Source organism: Pseudomonas sp. Pseusp11 (assembly GCF_047304405.1).
Classification (GTDB): Bacteria; Pseudomonadota; Gammaproteobacteria; order Pseudomonadales; family Pseudomonadaceae; genus Aquipseudomonas.
The window spans coordinates 24089-43377 of the sequence record NZ_JBGLZF010000047.1 but is presented as its reverse complement, the minus strand read 5'-3'; the positions used below and the strand labels follow the sequence as shown (position 1 = coordinate 43377).

The 19289-nt window shown below is 61.5% G+C and carries 19 protein-coding genes; 12 read left to right on the top strand and 7 right to left on the bottom strand.

The features are described 5' to 3' along the window. The first annotated feature begins 87 nt into the window (after positions 1–87). Positions 88–1239, top strand: coding sequence for a M14-type cytosolic carboxypeptidase (locus ACCC96_RS26200; protein WP_019648437.1), 1152 nt, complete (start codon positions 88–90; stop codon positions 1237–1239). Positions 1240–1299: 60 nt separating this feature from the next. Here ACCC96_RS26200 and ACCC96_RS26195 read toward each other — a convergent pair whose 3' ends face one another. Next, positions 1300–1746: a winged helix-turn-helix transcriptional regulator gene (locus ACCC96_RS26195; protein ID WP_258669597.1), complete on the bottom strand. Its 447-nt coding sequence runs from the start codon at positions 1744–1746 to the stop codon at positions 1300–1302. A 96-nt stretch (positions 1747–1842) separates the two neighbouring features. Between ACCC96_RS26195 and ACCC96_RS26190 the strand changes: the two genes are divergently transcribed. Further along, entirely contained in the window at positions 1843–3069 is a 1227-nt protein-coding gene (locus ACCC96_RS26190; RefSeq protein ID WP_413697324.1) for an MFS transporter, read from the top strand. A gap of 100 nt (positions 3070–3169) precedes the next feature. Here the strand turns inward: ACCC96_RS26190 and ACCC96_RS26185 are convergent, their stop codons facing one another. The 5 genes from ACCC96_RS26185 to ACCC96_RS26165 all read right to left on the bottom strand — a co-directional run bounded on the left by ACCC96_RS26185 (position 3170) and on the right by ACCC96_RS26165 (position 8676). Next, the gene (locus ACCC96_RS26185; RefSeq protein ID WP_413697323.1) at positions 3170–3715 is read right to left on the bottom strand and encodes a cytochrome b; all 546 of its coding nucleotides are present in this window, start codon (positions 3713–3715) and stop codon (positions 3170–3172) included. Further along, on the bottom strand, positions 3712–4803 hold the full coding sequence (locus tag ACCC96_RS26180; protein WP_413697322.1) for a catalase family peroxidase: 1092 nt from the start codon (positions 4801–4803) through the stop codon (positions 3712–3714). Before ACCC96_RS26180 ends, ACCC96_RS26185 begins: the two co-directional genes overlap by 4 nt. Positions 4804–4925: 122 nt before the next feature. Beyond that, positions 4926–5690 (bottom strand): enoyl-CoA hydratase-related protein, encoded by a 765-nt coding sequence (locus tag ACCC96_RS26175; protein ID WP_413697321.1) that lies wholly within the window; start codon positions 5688–5690, stop codon positions 4926–4928. A 56-nt stretch (positions 5691–5746) separates the two neighbouring features. Next, positions 5747–7081 (bottom strand): hypothetical protein, encoded by a 1335-nt coding sequence (locus ACCC96_RS26170; protein WP_413697320.1) that lies wholly within the window; start codon positions 7079–7081, stop codon positions 5747–5749. After that, positions 7078–8676: an amino acid adenylation domain-containing protein gene (locus ACCC96_RS26165; RefSeq protein WP_413697319.1), complete on the bottom strand. Its 1599-nt coding sequence runs from the start codon at positions 8674–8676 to the stop codon at positions 7078–7080. Before ACCC96_RS26165 ends, ACCC96_RS26170 begins: the two co-directional genes overlap by 4 nt. 258 nt (positions 8677–8934) lie before the next feature. On the opposite strand from ACCC96_RS26165, the gene ACCC96_RS26160 reads away from it, so the two are divergent. Both ACCC96_RS26160 and ACCC96_RS26155 read left to right on the top strand, forming a co-directional pair. Then, on the top strand, positions 8935–9441 hold the full coding sequence (locus ACCC96_RS26160) for an RNA polymerase sigma factor (RefSeq protein WP_019648429.1): 507 nt from the start codon (positions 8935–8937) through the stop codon (positions 9439–9441). Further along, positions 9438–10190, top strand: coding sequence for an anti-sigma factor family protein (locus ACCC96_RS26155; RefSeq protein WP_413697318.1), 753 nt, complete (start codon positions 9438–9440; stop codon positions 10188–10190). Before ACCC96_RS26160 ends, ACCC96_RS26155 begins: the two co-directional genes overlap by 4 nt. A gap of 12 nt (positions 10191–10202) precedes the next feature. On the opposite strand, the gene ACCC96_RS26150 is transcribed toward ACCC96_RS26155, so the two are convergent. Continuing rightward, complete coding sequence (locus ACCC96_RS26150; protein ID WP_018925445.1) at positions 10203–11039, bottom strand: IclR family transcriptional regulator; 837 nt, start codon at positions 11037–11039, stop codon at positions 10203–10205. 241 nt (positions 11040–11280) lie between these two features. Between ACCC96_RS26150 and ACCC96_RS26145 the strand changes: the two genes are divergently transcribed. The 8 genes from ACCC96_RS26145 (at position 11281) to zapE (ending at position 19271) form a co-directional block, all read left to right on the top strand. After that, complete coding sequence (locus tag ACCC96_RS26145) at positions 11281–12306, top strand: ABC transporter ATP-binding protein (RefSeq protein ID WP_064618870.1); 1026 nt, start codon at positions 11281–11283, stop codon at positions 12304–12306. Further along, positions 12303–13172 (top strand): ABC transporter permease, encoded by an 870-nt coding sequence (locus tag ACCC96_RS26140; RefSeq protein WP_019648426.1) that lies wholly within the window; start codon positions 12303–12305, stop codon positions 13170–13172. Before ACCC96_RS26145 ends, ACCC96_RS26140 begins: the two co-directional genes overlap by 4 nt. A 6-nt stretch (positions 13173–13178) precedes the next feature. Further along, positions 13179–13973, top strand: a complete 795-nt coding sequence (locus ACCC96_RS26135; protein WP_413697317.1) for an ABC transporter permease — start codon at positions 13179–13181, stop codon at positions 13971–13973. 7 nt (positions 13974–13980) lie between these two features. Continuing rightward, positions 13981–14271, top strand: a complete 291-nt coding sequence (locus tag ACCC96_RS26130; protein WP_413697316.1) for a (2Fe-2S)-binding protein — start codon at positions 13981–13983, stop codon at positions 14269–14271. A 121-nt stretch (positions 14272–14392) separates the two neighbouring features. Next, the gene (locus tag ACCC96_RS26125; protein WP_413697315.1) at positions 14393–15745 is read left to right on the top strand and encodes an FAD-dependent oxidoreductase; all 1353 of its coding nucleotides are present in this window, start codon (positions 14393–14395) and stop codon (positions 15743–15745) included. Continuing rightward, positions 15742–16857 (top strand): NAD(P)/FAD-dependent oxidoreductase, encoded by a 1116-nt coding sequence (locus ACCC96_RS26120; protein WP_413697314.1) that lies wholly within the window; start codon positions 15742–15744, stop codon positions 16855–16857. Before ACCC96_RS26125 ends, ACCC96_RS26120 begins: the two co-directional genes overlap by 4 nt. Before the next feature lie 18 nt (positions 16858–16875). Further along, positions 16876–17922: an ABC transporter substrate-binding protein gene (locus tag ACCC96_RS26115; protein WP_413697313.1), complete on the top strand. Its 1047-nt coding sequence runs from the start codon at positions 16876–16878 to the stop codon at positions 17920–17922. A 221-nt stretch (positions 17923–18143) separates the two neighbouring features. Next, positions 18144–19271 carry a cell division protein ZapE gene (gene zapE / locus ACCC96_RS26110; protein ID WP_413697312.1) on the top strand — a complete coding sequence of 376 codons (1128 nt, stop codon included), beginning with the start codon at positions 18144–18146 and terminating at the stop codon, positions 19269–19271. The last annotated feature ends 18 nt before the right edge of the window (positions 19272–19289 follow it).

Here is a 19289-nt window from a genome sequence, read left to right as displayed (position 1 = left end):
CCCTTCTACACCCCCGTAATTTCCCCCGGTTTCTCCCCCTCTTGCGTGTAAAGTAGCAGCCATAAAAATCGTATTCAGGAATTGATTATGGCCGGGGCTAAATCTTCTTTCGACATCAGCGCTAACTTCGACAGCGGCAACATTGATGTGCTGGACATCAGCAATCCTCTGCAAGCATTGCTGGCCATCAGGCCAGACACTCGCAGCCAGCATTTCCAGTGGTTCCATTTCAAGGCCAGCGGCCTGCATGTTGGTCAGGAGCATTGGTTTCGTCTGAACAACGCCAGCAAGTCCTCATACAACAAGGCCTGGGATGGTTATCAGGCGGTGGCGTCCTACGACCACGTCAACTGGTTCCGGGTGCCGACCATCTTCGAAGGCGACTGCCTGCGTTTCAGCCTTGAAGCCACTGCCACCCATGCCTGGTTCGCCTACTTCGAACCCTACAGCCGTGGCCGTCACGACTGGCTGATCGAACAGGCACAGACCAAGGCTGGCACCGAACTGTTGGCCACCGGCAAGAGCGTTGAGGGTCGTGACATCCAGCTGTTGCGCAAAGGGACTGGCGCCGAAGGTCAGCGCAAGGTCTGGATCATCGCCCAACAACACCCCGGCGAACACATGGCCGAATGGTTCATGGAAGGCGTGATCGAGCGTCTGGAGAAACACGACGATCCGGTGCTGAATAAGCTCCTGGCCAGCGCCGACCTGTACCTGGTGCCGAACATGAACCCGGACGGCGCCTTCCACGGTCATTTGCGCACCAATGCCATGGGCCAGGACCTGAATCGCGCCTGGCAGAACGCCAGCCAGGAAATCAGCCCGGAAGTGCTGTTCGTTCAGCAGCAAATGGAAAAGTATGGCGTCGACCTGTTCCTCGACATCCATGGCGATGAAGAAATTCCCTACGTGTTCACCGCCGGTTGCGAAGGCAACCCCGGCTATACACCGCGGATCGAAAAACTCGAAGAGCGCTTCCGCAGCCATCTGAAGCACCTGACCAAGGACTTTCAGACCAAACACGGCTACACCCGCGACGAACCGGGCAAAGCCAACATGACCCTGGCCTGCAACAGCGTCGGTCAGAAGTTCGATTGCCTGTCCTTTACCATTGAAATGCCCTTCAAGGACAACAACGACGCGCCGAATGCGCTGACTGGCTGGTCTGGTAAGCGCTCGAAGCAGTTGGGCAAGGATGTGCTGACGACCATTGCCGACATGGTCGATGCTCTGCGTTGATTATTTGAGATCAAAAGATCGCAGTGTAGGAGCTGCCGCAGGCTGCGATCTTTTGATCTTTTACTCAACCGGAACCCGCACACAATCCTGGGGCCCCAACAGCCGCCCATCCTCGGCGCGCAATTCCAGCGGCCGCACCGGTCGACCGTTCTCACGATCGACAACCCGCGAATGCGCCTCCCCCACCTCATAGAAAAACGCCTCGCCCCACTGCCGCAACCCGATGATTAACGGGAACAAGCCTTGGCCCTTCTCCGTCAGCACATATTCCTGATACGCGCTGCCGTCCGACGCCGGCACCAGATCGAAAATCCCGTGGGCCACTAATGTGCGCAGGCGTGCCGAAAGAATGTTCTTGGCCATGCCCAGATTGCGCTGGAACTCACCGAAGCGTCGCAGGCCATCGAACGCATCGCGCACGATCAATAGCGACCACCAATCCCCAATCGCATCCAGTGAACGAGCGACCGGGCATTCGGCGCCTTCCATGCTTGTACGTTTAACCATGACCGCGTCCGCCGGCAACCAATGTGGTTGCAATATAAAACCAGACTCCTTACCGTACAACTGGTTTTATATTGAAACCACACAAGGAAGCCTGTGATGAAACCTGACCACCCGTTAAGCGGCGCCGTGGTGCTGCTGTTTGCCGTCGCCTGCGGCCTGGCCGTCGGCAATGTGTATTACGCACAACCATTGCTCGATGCCATGGCCGAAGCCTTCGCCATGCACCCGGCAACCATCGGTATCGTCATCACCCTCACTCAGATCGGTTATGGCGTGGGCCTGTTGTTGCTGGTCCCTCTGGGAGATCTGCTCAACCGTCGCCGATTGATCGTCTTGCAAACCCTGCTGTCGGCACTGGCCTTGTTGATGATCGCGTTAGCGCCGAGCAGCACCTGGCTGTTGCTCGGCATGGCGCTGACCGGGCTACTGGCGGTCGTGACGCAAGTCCTGGTGGCCTACGCCGCGACGCTGGCCATCCCGGCGCAACGTGGACGTGTGGTAGGCGTGATCACCAGCGGCATTGTCGTCGGCATTCTATTGGCACGAACGGTGGCCGGCGGCATGGCCGACCTGGCTGGTTGGCGTTCGATTTATCTGCTGTCCGCCGGGTTGACCCTGGTGATGGCGCTGCTGTTGTTTCGTGTGCTGCCCAGGCACGAAGACGCGCGACCGAATAGCGCTTACGGCGCGCTGATCGGCTCAGTCTTCACGTTGTTCAAGGAAGAACCGGTGTTGCGTCAACGGGCCACCCTTGCCCTGCTGACGTTCGCCAGCGCCATGGTGCTGTGGACCCCTTTGGTATTGCCGTTGAGCGCCCCGCCGCTTTCACTGTCCCACACCGAAATCGGGCTGTTCGGGCTGGCCGGGGCTGCCGGCGCACTGGCCGCTGCTCGCGCCGGGCATCTGGCCGATCGTGGCCTGGGTCAATGGACCAGCGGACTGTCGCTGTTGCTGATGCTCGCCTCATGGCTGCCCATCGCCCTCACTCAATCCTCGCTGTGGGCGCTGCTGCTCGGGGTGATTACGCTGGATCTGGGTTTACAGGCCGTTCATGTCACCAGCCAGAGCATGATCTACAGCGTACGCCCCGAAGCACAAAGCCGACTCACCGCCGGCTACATGCTGTTCTATTCGATCGGCAGCGCCTTGGGCTCGATCGGTTCGACGGCGATGTATGCCTGGGGCGGCTGGATCGCGGTGTGCTGGCTGGGTGCGGGCATCAACGCCGTAGCGTTGATCTATTGGTGGCTGACGCTCGCCACCAAAACACCCAACACCTGTGGCGAGGGAGCTTGCTCCCGCTCGGCTGCGCAGCAGTCGTAAATCGATCAGACGCAGGAGCGTCTGACCAACCGCATTTGGGGCTGCGTTGCAGCCCAACGGGGGCAAGCCCCCTCGCCACAGTTATCGGCAGTCCCCCGACTCATCCACGGTCCCTGCCCCGCAACATGCTGTCCAACACCTCATCGCGGCGCACCCAACCGTGAAACAACGCCGCCGCCAGGTGCAGTAGTACAGTCAGGAACAGCAGGTACGCCAGATACCCATGCGCCTTGCGCAAAAACGCAAACACCTGCGCATTCGCCGGCAGGATCGACGGCAGTTGCAACGAGCTGCTGAGCATCACCGGATCGCCAGCCGCCGAAATCATCGCCCAGCCCAGCAGCGGCAAAATCAGCATCAAGGCGTACAGCAAGACATGCGAAGCCTTCGCCGCGAACACCTGCCAACCCGGCAGGTCCGCCGGCAGCGGTGGTTGCCGGGTCGAAAAACGCACGGCCAGACGCACGACCACCAACAGCAGAATGGCGATGCCCAACGGTTTGTGCAGGTGGATCAGCCACTCGTGACGCTCGGACACCGAGGCCACCATGCCGGCGCCGATGAACAGCATCGCGATGATCATCAGCGCCATCAGCCAATGCAGCAGCCGCGCCAGGGGAGCGAAATGGTTCGGTTGAGCGCTCATTGATGAGCCTCCTGCTTGGCGTTGGGCAACTGATTCACTTCGCTGGTGCGACGCAGATAGGAACTGGCGTAACCCGCTGAACGAGCGGCGAGCAGCGGGTCGTCGGAACCTTCGATACCGCTGGGCAATACCAGTGGGTCGTAGTTGATGTCGCGACACTCGCCATTGAGTTGCGGCTGGGTACTTTCAAGCACCAGCGTGCCGGCGTTCAGCACTTTTCGGTCGCCGGACCAGGTCTTGCTCGCATCGTTGACCGGGTCCCCGGGGTTCGCCAGGGTGATGTTCAACTGCCAACGCAGCGGTCCGGCGGACAAGCGCTGAGCCAGATCCTTCTCCAGGAAGTCAGCACCCTCCGGTGCCATCGCGCCCGCCGCATCCTGAGCAACCGGGGTCATGCTCCAACGCACCGCTTGCCGCTGTCCCGCTGCGTTCACCAGGTAAAACGCATTGACGCTGTTATACGTCTCGGTCGCATAACTGGCAGAAGGTTTGGCGGTCTTGATCCAGGCAAGAAACGGCGCGGCTTCCGGGTGAGAACCGAAGAACGCCGGCACCGCCGCAGGGTTCGGTTTGCCGGTGGCCGGGTCCGGTGACTGCGCCTGTTGCAGCTGATAGAACGCCTCGGGCGTGCCCACCGGGAACACCGGCATGCTGTTCATCCCGGTGCGCCACTGCTGACCGTTGGCCTGGGTAAAGCGCAACGCCAGGCTGCGGATCGGTACGCTGTTGTCCGGCGCGTAAGGGTTGCCGGCAGGCAGCGCGAAACGCCCGACCACCGGGGTCCGCGCTTCACTGAACACTTGGGCGCTGGAATACTCGCGCACCAGGCCGCTGCTCTCGAAATGCCCGATCACGCACACCCCTTTGGCGTGGTTACGACGGAACCCCGGGTGCACGCCGTTGTTTTTCTCCAGCACATTGATCAACGCTTTCGGCGTCAGGCGCTGTGGGTCGAGTGTGCCGTTGACGTAGGCAAAAGCCCCGGCCAGCGCGGCGACCACCACGGCGATGCCGGTCAGGCGCAACGTCAGGCTCGCGGTGCTCAGGGGTGGCCGAGACGGCCCTGTTGTAGATGAGCGATCAACCATGAAAGTCTCCGGGGCCGTGGGCCACAGGGGAAAAGAGCTATGAGACGAACGTCACGTAGGATTATTCCCCCTGAACTGTAGTTTCTTTCAAAGCACCGCTAGCAACGAATCCTCAAGGTTGGTCAAACCGGGTTAAAAATCGGCTCACGCTTCTGCAAAAAAGCCTGCATACCTTCCTGTTGCCCCCCCGTGGCAAACAAACCATGAAACACTCTTCGCTCGAAAAGAAGGCCCTCACGCAGCCCTGACTCCAGCGCCCGGTCCACTGACTCGCGCGCAGCGAGTGTGGCGGTTTTAGCGAAACCGGCAATGATCTGCGCTGCGGCCAAGGATTGCTCCAGCAGATCGCTGGCAACGATTACCCGCGACACCAACCCTGCCCGCTCGGCCTCTTCGGCCGACATCGAGCGTCCGGTCAAAATCATGTCCATGGCCTTCGACTTGCCTATCAGGCGTGTGAGACGTTGGGTCCCGCCCATTCCAGGCATCACTCCCAACCTGATTTCCGGTTGGCCAAAACGAGCGTTATCCGCAGCAAAGATCAGATCGCACATCATGGCCAACTCACAGCCACCACCGTATGCATAACCGGCAACAGCGGCCAGCTTGGGCGTACGTAACGCGGCAAAGGCTTCCCAATCGGCGAAATAATCCTCATGGACCATGTCCAGGTAAGATTTTCCGTACATCTCCTTGATGTCGGCGCCAGCCGCAAAAAAATCTGCCGTCCCGGTGATCACGAAACAGCCGACTCCGGGGTCACGGTCCAACCGTTGCAACGTGTCCAGCAGTTCGCGCATCAGGGCCGAACTCAAAGCATTCCTGGCCTGCGGGCGATTAAGACGAATCAATACGACTCGATCATGACGTTCGATCAATGTGTGCATGGTGATCTCATTAAATAGATGTGAAATGTTTGAATGAAAAACGCTCTTGGCACACTTCAGGAATCCCAGATTGCGCCATACGCCGGAATGCCCCGCCCTTCCATTTCCTCAACCACTCGCTGGGTGAGCGTCTGGTTCGAAATGCAGATCACCGCCTCGGCACCGAACGAGCGAACCGCGTCATAAGCCAGTTGCACAAGGTCTGGCTTGCCGAGCACATCGGTGTCCCAGATCAAGGCATCAGGATTGGCCCGCAGGATCTCTTCCACCAGTTCGTCACCGTAGGTTTTTCGCGGGCTGCGGGTCGACCAGACCAGCCGTATCGGTACTTGCCCGGCCAACAAATGGGGCAACACCGGGCCGATGCCGCTGCCCGTGGCGATGTACACCACCGATTTGAACAGGGTTTCGATGTGCGCCACGCCAGCGGTGGTAATGCCTTTGACCCAGACATGCGTCGGCATTTGTTCGATGAACTCGCCGGTCCAATCACCTGCCCGGGAAATGATCAGGCGAAAACCCGCTTCACCCGGTGCGGGAATATTGGCAAAGGAATGCCACTCCATCAGCGGGTTGAGACTGATGGCGTTGGAGGAGCCGGCAAACGGCGTGACATGGCCAAAACGGGCTATTACCGCATGAGAAGAAGGCTTGATCAGTTGCACCGGCACTTTGCGCAGACGAAACCATGGCAAGGCGATGCTGAACGTCAGCACAATCAGCATCCAGAATGCCACCGACGTCGACAGCGCCTCGCTCACGGAGGCCTGCGGGTTCTGGTCCCGGACAAACAGAACGCTCCATACCCAGAACAGGGCGAGTGCGGTCCATCCACCAAAGCGGTGCATGCGCTCGAAGCCGTTGTGAAAACGCCCGCGAATCCGCGGATGAGCCATGACGGCCACCAGCAGCAAGATCCCCAGCAACCCGGTGCTCACCCCGAGCAGCGCCAGAGAAACGCCGCCCAAGCTTTCAGTCCAATGCCAGGCCAGGGAGCCGATCAACACCGCGAACCAGCCAATCGCCGCCAACGCCCCGCCACTGTGCAAGCCGCCGAAGTGGTAAACCTTGGCCAGTGAGCGGCGTATCGCAAGCGGCCAGGAAGTGGGCGCCCGGGTTGCCAGCCAGAACAGCAGATTGATGATGTATTGCTGGCGAATCAAAATCGCCAGCGACAGATTCGCCACCACCAATCCCGACAACGCCTCAAGGACTATCCCCGTGGATGTCCACCACTGCCCGGCGGTCAACCCATGCGCCAGTGCCGCGATATTGAGTGCAAGCACCAGCGCTACGAGGCGGTTGTAATGCGAAAATATCGGCAACGTCCCCAATCGCCGCCACAGCACGCGCTTGACCGGCAGTGCGGTATCCGGATTCCCCCCCTTCATGCGCTCACCCCTTGCCGGGTCGTCGCGCCGGCCTGGTGCGTCATCGCCCGCTCCAGCAGCAAGCGTTTGTCGACCTTGCCGCGTGAGGTCAGCGGAATGTGCTCCACGGCGAGGATCAGCGAAGGGACGCTATAGTAGGCAAGCCGCTCTTCACAGCGTCGTCTTGCATCATCGATGTCCGTGGTAACGGGATAGACGAAGGCCACCAGATGGCGACTATCGAGTTTCAACGTGACCGCCCGCTCGCAGCGATCAGATGACTCCAGAGCCGCAGAAACAGAGTCGAGCTCCACCCGAAACCCTCTGACCTTGACCTGATCATCGACACGTCCCAGGTGTTCAAGTTCGCCGTTCGCTGTCCAGCGCCCCAGATCACGTGTGCGAAACATCATCCGGCCCTGCCCCAGAAACGGATCGGGCCGATAGCGTTCGGCGGTCAGCGTCGGGTTACTCAAATAACCGGCGGTCACACAGTCGCCGCCAGCCCACATCTCACCTTGCTCACCCGCCTGACAGAGCTGGCCCGCCTCATCCAGCACGTACACCGTGTTGTTGGGCGTGGGTTTGCCGATCGTCAATGCACCTGCGCCCCTGTAATGCTGCATGGTGTTGACGATCGTGGTTTCGGTCGGGCCGCAGGCATTGTAAAAAGTGCAGAACGAGGACCAGCGATCAGCCAGGGGCTGCGGGCATGGCTCCCCGGCAAGGGCCACAACCTTGACTTGCTGACACCGCAATGGATCGAGTGTGCCGAGTATCGAAGGCGTAGCGATCAGCACATCGCATTGTTCGGCCGTCTGGGCGATGTCCTTGCCACGGATCATCAAGGTCGCACCATGAGCCAGACACCCGAGTATTTCCCAGGCCGCCATGTCAAAGGCGATGTTAAGTATCTGTCCGACCTTGAGCCCAGGCCGCATGCCGAGATTGCCAGGGGCTGTCAGCAAAATATTGCACACATTGCGGTGGGTCACCCGAACCCCATTGGGCAGGCCGGTGGTGCCGGAGGTAAACAGCACGAAGCACAATCGATCCGGGGTCGATGACAGCGAACAGGCCACATTCAGGTCATCAGCGGGTGTTGACGCAACCGCCATGAACTCATCGAGGCAAATGCAGTGTTGCTGCGACGTCAGGGGAATTCGCGACTCGAGGCTCGACAGTGTCAGCACCACCCGCGTCGAGGCCACGTCCATGATGTGACGCAATTGCGCGGTGGGAGTAATCCCTACGTGCTGAGGGATGTAGGCAGCACCCACTTTCAATGCGGCCAACATTCCCGCCAGCATCGGGATCGAACGCTCCACAAACAAGGCCACGTGATCGCCCGGGGCGACGCCCTGCTGACGCAACAGCGTGGCCAGTCGGTTGGCCTGCCGGTTCAGTTCACCATAGGTGATGGTTTCGCCCTCACAATGGGCGGCAATGCCCTGAGGTCTGGTGGCAGCTTGCGCCTCGATGGCGTGATGGATCAGAAGATACTCAGGCTCAACCGTCGGCCCACGACCGAACCGCGGCCACATGTCATCGGTGTTGTTGTCCGGAAGCAGCGAACAAATCGATGCCGACTCAAGGGAAATTTTGCACTCTTGCATAAAAAAAATTCTCTTCAGGCTCAATATTTACGTTCAAGCACGGGTGGTTCTGCGCAGCCTGATGAGAGGCTGGGCTGACTGCCTGAGCTTGCTGCATGGGTTGAGCCGCGAAGTTCGATGCCATTACATGGATTACAAACCCCTCAGAAATCTCCTACACAAATAAGTAATGGTTTTCCCCGACGAAGGAATAAACCACGGTGGCCGGCGTCCTTCTTGTCAGTGCCATTCATCACAGCCAGAGAACACGCCTTTTCCATGAACAACATCGACGGACAATTGCGTGAAATCATTCCCAGGCTGCGGCGCTTCGCCGTGTCGCTGACGCGCAACCCCAGCAGTGCCGACGATCTGGTGCAGGCAAGCCTGGAACGAGCGCTGTCGAATTGGAGCGCCAAACGTCCGGAGGGCGACCTGCGGGCCTGGCTGTTTTCGATTCTTTATCGGCAGTTTCTCGACGCCCACCGCCGATCCCGGCGGTATGCGCGGATGCTCGAATTCTTTACCGGGCGCGACGATGCGCAGCCTTCGGTAGAACGCACGGTAATCGCCCAATCGACCCTACAAGCCTTCGATCAGCTCAGCACCGAACAGCGCGCGCTGCTGCTCTGGGTGTCGGTGGAAGGCTTGAGTTACAAGGAGGTCGCCGAGATTCTCGACGTCCCCACCGGCACCGTAATGTCGCGCCTGTCCCGCGCGCGCCAGGCCTTGCGCCAGCTCAGCGACGGCGAAATCACCCGCCCTTCCCTGCGGAGACTCAAATGATCAGCATGCCGCCCAGCGAGCGTGACCTGCACGCCTACGTCGATCACCAACTCAGCGATGCCGACCGACATCAGGTGGACACTTATTTGGCCAGCAATGCCGAGGTGGCCGCGCAAGTGCGCGCCTGGCAGCAGGACGCCCAGCAATTGCGCGCGGCCCTGAGCGGCGCCTTGCAGCAACCGGCCAACCCGCAACTTGACCCGGCGCTGATTCGCCAGCGCCTCAAACGCCAGTCGCGCCGTCATCTGGCCAGTGCCGCGGTGTTGTTGATTGCGGTCAGCGTCGGCGGATTGGGCGGTTGGCACGCGCGGGAGATGACTCTGGTCAGCCCCCCACTGCCGATGGCCGATGCGATGCAGGCCTACCGACTGATTGCCCAGCAAGGCATCCTGCCGGCGGATTACCAAGTCAGCGACGATGGCGACATGCAGGGCTGGCTCGACCGCTATTTCAGCCAGGCCCATCGTCTGCCGAACCTGGCGGGGGCTGGCTACAGACCGGTCAGCGGCCGTTTGCTCAGTACCGAACAAGGGCCGGCGGCGATGGTGGTTTACGAAGATCAGGGCGGCCACAAAGTCAGCTTCTACGTCCGGCCACCGGGGCCGAAAAACTTCCTCCTGCCCCGTGGCAGCCGCAGCGACGGCGAACTGCAGGCCGAATATTGGTCGGATGCCGGGTACAACTACGCGATGGTCAGCCCGAGTGACACACCGGCGGCGCAGATGCTCAAGCAGACACTGAAGTTCTGATCCGGGTTGTGGTCACCCCTGCCCAAACACCTGCGAAGGCCTGCGCAACAGCGGGTCGAACGGATTGATCCGCGGCCCGATCAACGCCGCTTCGCGCTTGAGCATTTCCACCACGGTCGGCAAACGATCCGGCCCCAGGCGATCACTGATCGTGGCCACGCTCAACGCCGCCACCGCCCGGCCGTCGCGATCGAGGATCGGCACCGCTACGCCGGCCATGCCTTGCAACACGCCGGTGTTGCGCCCGGCGTACCCGAGCGCGCGCACATTCTCGACTTCCGAGCGCAGGAACACTTCGTCATACAGGTGAAAATCCTTGAGCCGCGGCAAGTTGTAGTGAATCACCGTGTCGCGTTCCTCTTGCGGCAGGAATGCCAGAATCGCCAGGCTGCCCTGACCCACGCCGAGCGCCACCCGCCCGCCGATGTCGCCGGTAAATGTGCGGATCGGAAACGGCCCTTCACTGCGGTCCAGACAAATCGCATCAAAGCCGCTGCGCGCCAGTAAAAACAGCGAATCACCCAACGATGCCGATAACCGCAGCAATGCCGGCCGCGCCAGTTCGCGCAGGTTGTTGGTATTGCCGGCGCGGGCCGCCAAGGCAAAAAACTCCAGGCTCAGGCGATAGCGCTTGCTGCGGGCGTCCTGTTCGACCATGCCCTCGTCCATCAGGCTGCGCAGCAAGCGGTGGGTAGTCGGTTGCGACAAACCGATGCGCTGCGCCAGTTGCGTCACGCGTTCGCCGCCCTCGACGGTGTCACCCAGGCTGCGCAGCACCGCAAACAGTCTTGAGACCGCACCGACACCGACTTCATTTTTGTTTTCATTCCGATCAGTGGAATCTGACATTTGATTTCTCATCAATAAATTTACTCACTGAATAAAACTGAAAATAGTCATCGCTTCAGTGAAATAGGTTATTGAGCCCATCCTATTCTTCGTCCTACTCTGCGTCCATACAGGGGCGATTCGAACAACAACGGCAGCCGACACGTCGAGCGCCAACACCCCCCGCAACATCTTTTCGTATCTGCCCATACAAAAAAGCGCGCCGTTGGCGACGCATAACAATCTCAGGTGGAGCGCAGTCATGGCCTTTGTGCAGCTTGAAAACCTCGGCAAACGATATGGCGAGATCGACGCAGTCGTCGCCACCAACCTGTCGGTGGAAAAAGGCGAGTTCGTCTCACTGCTCGGCCCCTCCGGCTGCGGCAAAACCACCACCCTGCAAATGATCGCCGGCTTCGTCGAAGTCAGCAGCGGGCGGATTGTGCTGGACGGTCGCGACATCACCCACGCCAAACCCGCCAGCCGAGGCCTGGGCGTGGTGTTCCAGAGTTACGCGCTGTTCCCGCACATGACCGTACAAGACAACGTCGCCTTCGGCCTGCGCATGCGCAAAGTGCCCAATGGCGAGTTGCAGCAACGGGTGGACCGGGTGCTGAAACTGGTTCGCCTGCACCAGCACGCCGAGCGTTATCCACGGGAGCTTTCCGGCGGCCAGCGCCAGCGTGTTGCACTGGCCCGGGCGTTGGTGATCGAGCCGCCGGTGTTGCTGCTCGACGAACCGCTGTCCAACCTCGACGCCAATTTGCGCGAAGAGATGCAGTTCGAAATCCGCCGCATCCAGCGTGAAGTCGGGATCACCACGCTGATGGTCACCCACGACCAGTCCGAAGCGCTGTCGATCAGCGATCGGGTGGTGGTGATGCAGGCCGGGCGCATCACCCAGATCGACGCCCCTTACACCCTCTACGAACATCCGCGCACCGAGTTCATTTCCGGGTTCGTCGGCAAAGCCAATCTGCTGCCCGGTGAGCGAGATGGCGCCGGCGTGGTTCAGGTGTGCAACACCGGCAACGGTGAACTGACGCTGAGCCTGCGCCCGGAAAAAATCGATCTGCGGGAAAAAGGCCATGGTCGTCTGCAAGGCAAGATCGCCAGCCGCTTCTTCCTCGGCAGCCAATGGCTGTATGGCGTAACAACAACCCTGGGCGAACTCTGCGTGGTGCGTCGCAACGACGGCTCGGCGCCACTGGCCGAAGGCACGGCGGTCGGCCTCGACTGGGACGCGGCACTGCTGCGGGTGCTGAGTGTCGACGAGGTGTCGGCATGAATACGCTCGCCGCCATCCGCCAGGGACGCCAAGGGTATGTGTTGTCGGCGCCGGCCCTGGCGTTGTACGTCGGCCTGCTGGCGATCCCGCTGCTGCTGACGCTGGTGTTGTCGTTGAACGTCTTCGACTACAGCGCGGGGATCAACAGCGACGCCTACACCTTCGCCCACTACAGCAGCCTGCTGGGCGATCCGTACTTCTACGAGATCTTTCTGCGCACGATGTGGATCAGCGCCCTGACCACCCTGCTCTGCGTGCTGATCGGCGTGCCCGAGGCCTACATCCTCAGTCGCATGGGCGCACCGTGGCGTTCGATTTTCCTGATTCTGATCCTCACGCCGCTGCTGATTTCGGTGGTGGTGCGGGCGTTCGGCTGGAGCCTGTTGCTGGGCGCCGACGGGCTGGTCAACCAGACCTTGCAAGCCTTCGGTGGCTCGCCGATGAAGCTGCTCTACACGCCGTTCGCAGTGGTGATCGCGCTGGTCCACGTGATGCTGCCGTTCATGATCATTCCGGTCTGGACCTCGCTGCAAAAACTCGACCCGGCCGCCGAGCAGGCTGCGCTGTCACTGGGCGCCAGCCACTTCACGGTGATACGCAAAGTGGTGTTGCCGCAGGTCATGCCCGGCGTGCTCTCCGGCACCTTGATCGTGTTCGGCCTCGCGGCCAGTTCCTTCGCCATTCCCGGCCTGCTCGGCGGACGCCGGCTGAAGATGGTCGCCACGCTGATCTACGACCAGTACCTGTCGGAGCTGAACTGGCCGATGGGCGCCGCGATTGCCGTGGCCCTGCTGTTGCTCAACCTGCTGATCATGCTGTCGTGGAACCGGATGATCGAAGGCCGCTACAAGAAGTCATTGGGATAATTCGTCATGTCCAGAAACGGTCCTTTCGCCCTGCTGTTCCATGCCCTGGTGGTGCTGTTCATGCTCGCGCCGCTGGTGGTGGTGTGCCTCGTCGCCTTCACCCCGGAAAACACCCTGAGCCTGCCGACCACGGATTTCTCCCTGCGCTGGTTCCGCGCCGTGTTCGAACGCGCGGACTTTGTCGATGCGTTCTACAACAGCCTGATCCTGGCCTTCAGCGCGGCCAGTCTGGCGACGCTGATTGCGGTGCCGGCGGCGCTGGCGATCACCCGCTTCGAGTTCCCCGGACGGGACTTTTTCAACGCCCTGTTCCTGTCGCCGATCATCATTCCGCACCTGGTGCTGGGGGTGGCGTTGCTGCGCCTGTTCGCGCTGATGGGCGTCAACGGCAGCTTCGCCTGGCTGATCTTCGCGCATGTGCTGGTAATCACGCCGTATGTGTTGCGACTGGTATTGGCGTCGGCCATCGGCCTGGACCGCAGCGCCGAACACGCCGCGCAATCCTTGGGTGCCGGACGCTTCACGCTGTTCCGGCAAATCACCTTGCCGATGATTCTGCCAGGGGTCGCCGGTGGCTGGCTGCTGGCGTTCATCAACAGCTTTGACGAGGTCACGTTGTCGATCTTCATCACCTCGCCGGCCACGCAAACCTTGCCGGTGCGCATGTACGTGTACGCCACCGAATCCATCGATCCGATGATGGCGGCGGTGTCGGCCCTGGTGATCGCGCTGACCGCGCTGACGATGATTCTGCTCGATCGGGTCTACGGCCTGGATCGGGTTCTGGTGGGTAAACAATGAGGGCGCCATGGCTCTGCTGAAACGACTGGCCGAAGGCGACCGCCCGGCCCTGGGATTTACCCTCGACGGCGTGCCTGCCAGTGGCTTGCTCGGCGACACCCTGCTGACCGCCGTGCTGACCTGCAGCGAACACCTGCGTGGCAGCGACTTCAGCGCCGAACCCCGCGCCGGCTTCTGCCTGATGGGCGCTTGTCAGGACTGCTGGGTACGCCTGGGCGATGGCCGCCGGGTGCGGGCCTGCTCGACGCTGCTTGAGACCGGCCAGCAGGTCAGCCGCGAACCGGGGCGTTGCGTATGACATCCATTTATCCGGCGTCCCCAAAAGATCGCAGCCTTCGGCAGCTCCTACGCCGTACGCGATCCCCTGTAGGAGCTGGCGAAGCCTGCGATCTTTTGATCTTTAATGTGGTGGGGTTTGTATGAAGCCCGTCATCATCGGCGCCGGCCCCGCCGGAATCCGTGCCGCACAAACCCTCGTCGCCCACGGCGTGCGCCCTATTCTGCTGGACGAAGCAGCTCGCGGTGGCGGGCAGATTTATCGGCGGCAACCGGCGAACTTCAAGCGCTCGCCCGTCAAGTTGTATGGCTTCGAAGCCCCCAAGGCCAACGCGCTGCATCAAACCATCGACGCACTGCGCGAACAACTCGATTACCGCCCCGACACGCTGGTATGGAACGCCGAGGCCAACGCACTCGACACCTTGCACGATGGCCGTGCCATACGCGTGGCGTTCTCCCGGGTGATTGTCGCCACGGGTGCCACCGACCGGATTCTGCCGGTGCCGGGCTGGACGTTGCCGGGGGTGTACAGCCTCGGCGCGGCGCAGATCGCCTTGAAGTTTCAGGGCTGTGCCATTGGTGAACGCGTGGTGTTCGCCGGCAGCGGACCGTTGCTGTACCTGGTGGCCTATCAATACGCCAAGGCCGGTGCCAACGTGGTCGCGGTGCTCGACAGTTCGCCGTTCAGCGCTCAGGCCCGCGCCCTGCCCGGTCTGTTGTCGCAACCGGCTACCCTCGCCAAAGGCCTCTATTACCGCACCTGGCTGACCACCCACGGCATCCCGGTGCATCAGGGCGCCAGCCTGTCAGGCATCGATGGCCAACAGCGTGTGCAATCGCTGATCTGGCGCAACGCAAAAGGCCAACATCAAATCGACTGCGACGCTGTCGCCTTCGCCCATGGTCTGCGCAGCGAAACCCAACTCGCCGACCTGCTGGGCTGCGAATTCACCTGGAACCCGCTCAACCGCGCTTGGCTGCCACAGCGCGACAGTGCCGGGCGCAGCAGTGTCGCCGAGGTGTACCTGGCGGGTGACGGCGCCGGCATCATGGGCGCCGACGCGGCGGAAATGGCCGGCGAACGGGCAGCCTTGGCGCTGCTCGAAGACAGCGGTCACCTGATCCCGCCGCAACGTACCACCCAGCTGGAACAGTCGCTGAAAGGAATCGGCAGATTCCGCCAGGGCCTGGAGCGCGCCTTTGCCTTCCCCGAAAGCTGGGCCGCCGACGCTGCGGATGACCTGATGATCTGTCGCTGCGAAGAAGTACGCGCCGGCGACATCCGCCAGGTGGTGCGCGAAGGTCATTGGGAGATCAACCGGGTCAAGGCCCATTGCCGGGTCGGCATGGGTCGCTGTCAGGGCCGGATGTGCGGGGCCGCCGCCGCGGAAATCATTGCCTGCGAAAGTCGGCGTTCAGTAGCCGACATCGGTCGGTTGCGGGCTCAGGCACCGATCAAACCCTTGCCGTTCGGTCTGGAGGTCGAGCCATGATCGAGGTCGAGGCAGTCATCATTGGCGGCGGCATTGTCGGGGCCTCCGCCGCCCTGTTTCTGAGCAAGGCCGGCCGACGCGTGGCGCTGCTGGAACGGGATTTTTGCGGTTCGCATTCCAGCGGCGTGAACTATGGCGGCGTGCGTCGTCAGGGCCGGCCGCTGTCGCAATTGCCGTTGTCGCAACGGGCCCACGAAATCTGGGGACAGCTGCCGCAATTGATCGGCATCGACGGCGAGTACCAGCGCAGCGGCCACTTGAAACTCGCCCGCAGCCTCAACGACCTGCACGCCTTGCAGGACTACGCCGCCAGCAGCCAGGGGTTCGGCCTTGATTTGCAGCTGTTTGATCGCGATGAGTTGCGTGCACGTTTTCCGTGGGTCGGAGACGTCGCGGTCGGTGCCTCGCTGTGTCCGGACGATGGCCACGCCAACCCGCGTCTGGTGTCTCCAGCGTTTGCCCAAGCGGCACGTCGGCACGGCGCGCAGGTGCATGAGCAATGCGCAGTCACGGCGGTGGAACACGATGGTCAGCGCTTTCGTGTCAGCACTCAATCCGGCCTCGAGCTGCACGCACCCTGGCTGCTCAACTGCGCCGGCGCCTGGGCCGGTAACCTTGCCGCGCAATTCGGCGAAGCGGTGCCGATGCACGCCGGGCACCCGGCGATGCTGGTCACCGAACCCTTGCCGCTGGTGATGAATGCCAGTACCGGTGTCGAGGGCGGCGGCATCTACGCCCGTCAGGTCGCGCGGGGCAATTGTGTGTTGGGCGGCGGCCAGGGCTTTGCCCTTGATGGTGCCCGCGCCCGGCCTGGTCAGAGCGCGGTGATCGAGATCCTGCGTCAGGCCGTCGAGCTCTACCCGTTTCTTGAAGGCGCCCAGGCGATTCGTACCTGGAGCGGCACCGAAGGTTATTTACCCGACCGCCAACCGGTGATCGGTCACAGCAGCACCCAACCCGGTCTGTTGCACGCATTCGGCTTTGCCGGCGCGGGCTTTCAGATCGGGCCTGCGGTGGGCCAGGCGCTCACCGAGATCATCTGTAGCGGCGCGTCAAAGACGCCGCTGGATGCGTTTTCCATCACCCGGTTTCACTCCATCTCCGTAGCTTGATAGAGGAAGGTCGCGCCAATGAATAACCTCAAACGCACTGCACTGCTCGGTTTGTCCTGCATGAGCGCCCTGCTCACGGTCACTCAGGCCCACGCCGAGCCGACGCTTTACCTGGGCATGAACGGCGGGACCATGGAGCGGCTCTACGCCGACAAGGTGCTGCCGGCTTTCGAAAAAGCCAATCACGTCAAAGTGGTGATCGTGCCGGGAACCTCGGCCGATATCCTGGCCAAGGTCCAGGCCAGCAAAGGCAACCCGCAATTGCACGTGATGTTCCTCGACGACGGCATCATGTACCGCGCCATTGCCATGGGCCTGTGCGACAAACTCGAAGACAGCCCGACCCTGGCGCAGATTCCGCCCAAGGGCCGCATCAAGGATCAAGCGGTGGCGGTCAGCCTCGGCGTTACCGGGTTGGCGTACAACACGCGGCTGTTCAAGGAAAAAGGCTGGAACGCGCCGACCTCCTGGATGGACATGGCCGATCCGCGCTTCAAGGACAAACTAGTGTTCCAGTCGATGGCCTCCTCGACCTTCGGCCTGCACGGTTTCCTGATGTTCAACCGGATTCAGGGCGGCAGCGAAACCAACGTCGAACCGGGGTTCAAGGCCTGGCCGAACACCGTCGGGCGCAACGTGCTGGAGTACATTCCGAGCTCGGCGAAAATCTCCGAAATGCTCCAGACCGACGAAGCGGCGCTGTTCCCGTTGACCCCGACCCAGGTCACCGCGCTGAAACTCAAGGGCATGCCGGTGGAATATGCGCAGCCGAAGGAAGGCTCGGTGGTGCTCAACGTGGCCGAATGCGCCATCGCCAACAACACCCAACCGGAACTGGCGCAGAAACTCGCAGCCTTCTTGCTGACACCTGAAGCACAGGCTGCGGCGCTTGAAGACGGCGATCAGATTCCGTCGAACCCGAATACGCCAACCACCGACAAGACCCGCGGTCAGGTCGAGGCGATGAAGCACTATCTGGAAACGGCGATTGCCATCGATTGGGATCAGGTCAACGAACAGCGCCCGGCGTGGAATGACCGGTGGAATCGCAGTATCGAGCGCTAACCTCGAAGATCAAAAGATCGCAGCCTGCGGCAGCTCCTACAGGGGGTGGTGTTCATCCGCGATATGTCGGTGAGCATCGATCCTTGTAGGAGCTGCCGGAGGCTGCGATCTTTTTGCGGCAACCCACAATTGCCAGAGTGGTCGGTTTATTACCCACTTGGTTAAACTACACCGCCGCGGCTCAGGGGGAGCCGGCCTGAAGATTACGGGGTGACATCACATTGGCCGTACGACCGCCCAACCGTCCGCAACTCACACCACGCGGGTCCGCGCTACGCCGTTTTTTCGGCAAGGCATTCGCGGCGCCAACCAGTGGCAGCGCGCAAGGCCGGGTGATCCACGACTACTTCCGCCACAAGGCCCATTTTCAGGGCTATACCCTCAGCCACAGCCAGTTGCGCGTGATCGACTGCATGGCGCAGCACGCGTCGGCGCTGCCGGGGTCATCGGCGCCACTCCCCGGGCTTTACCTCCATGGTGCGGTCGGGCGCGGCAAGAGCTGGCTGCTCGACGGTTTTTTCCAGGCCATCCCCGTCACGGCAAAACAGCGCCTGCACTTCCATGAGTTTTTTGCGCAATTGCACCAGGGCATGTTCAGCCATCGCGATCAGCCCGATGCGCTGGCAACCACCCTCGACGAACTGCTGCAAGACTGCCGGGTGCTGTGTTTCGATGAATTCCACGTGCATGACATCGGCGATGCGATGCTCATCACCCGGCTGTTCAAGGCGCTGTTTCGCCGGGGGATTCTGCTGCTGGTGACCTCAAACTACCCGCCGGAAGGTTTACTGCCCAACCCGCTTTACCATACCCGTTTCAAACCGGTGATCGACCTGATCAACACGCGCATGCAGGTGATGGAAGTCGGCGGCCCCCATGATTACCGCAGTCAGGCGCGACCCCATGCGCAGCAGCTGTTTACCCAGGGCCAGTACGTCTGGCCGGCCACGGTGAGCCAGCGTCAGGCGCTGCACCTGCTCGAACACGACGCACCACCCATTCGGCTGCCCGTCGGGACACGACACCTACAAGCCCGATACTGCGAAGGGCGAACCATCGGCTTCACCTTCGCCGACCTGTGCGAACACCCCACCGCCGTCATGGACTACCTGGAACTGTGCCGGCGCTTCGACCGCTGGATCATCGACAAACTGCCCAGCCTCGCCGACTGTTCAATCGCCGCCCAACAACGCTTCATCAACCTGATCGACGTCTTGTACGACCAGGACAAACACCTGATTCTGCTCGGCCACCAGTCATTGCGCGAATGCCTGGATGGCGATGCCATCGACCTGGCGCGCACGCGCAGCCGGCTGGGGCAGTTGCTGGAGGTCAGGGAACTCGCCTGACAGCCACCACCACTTTCC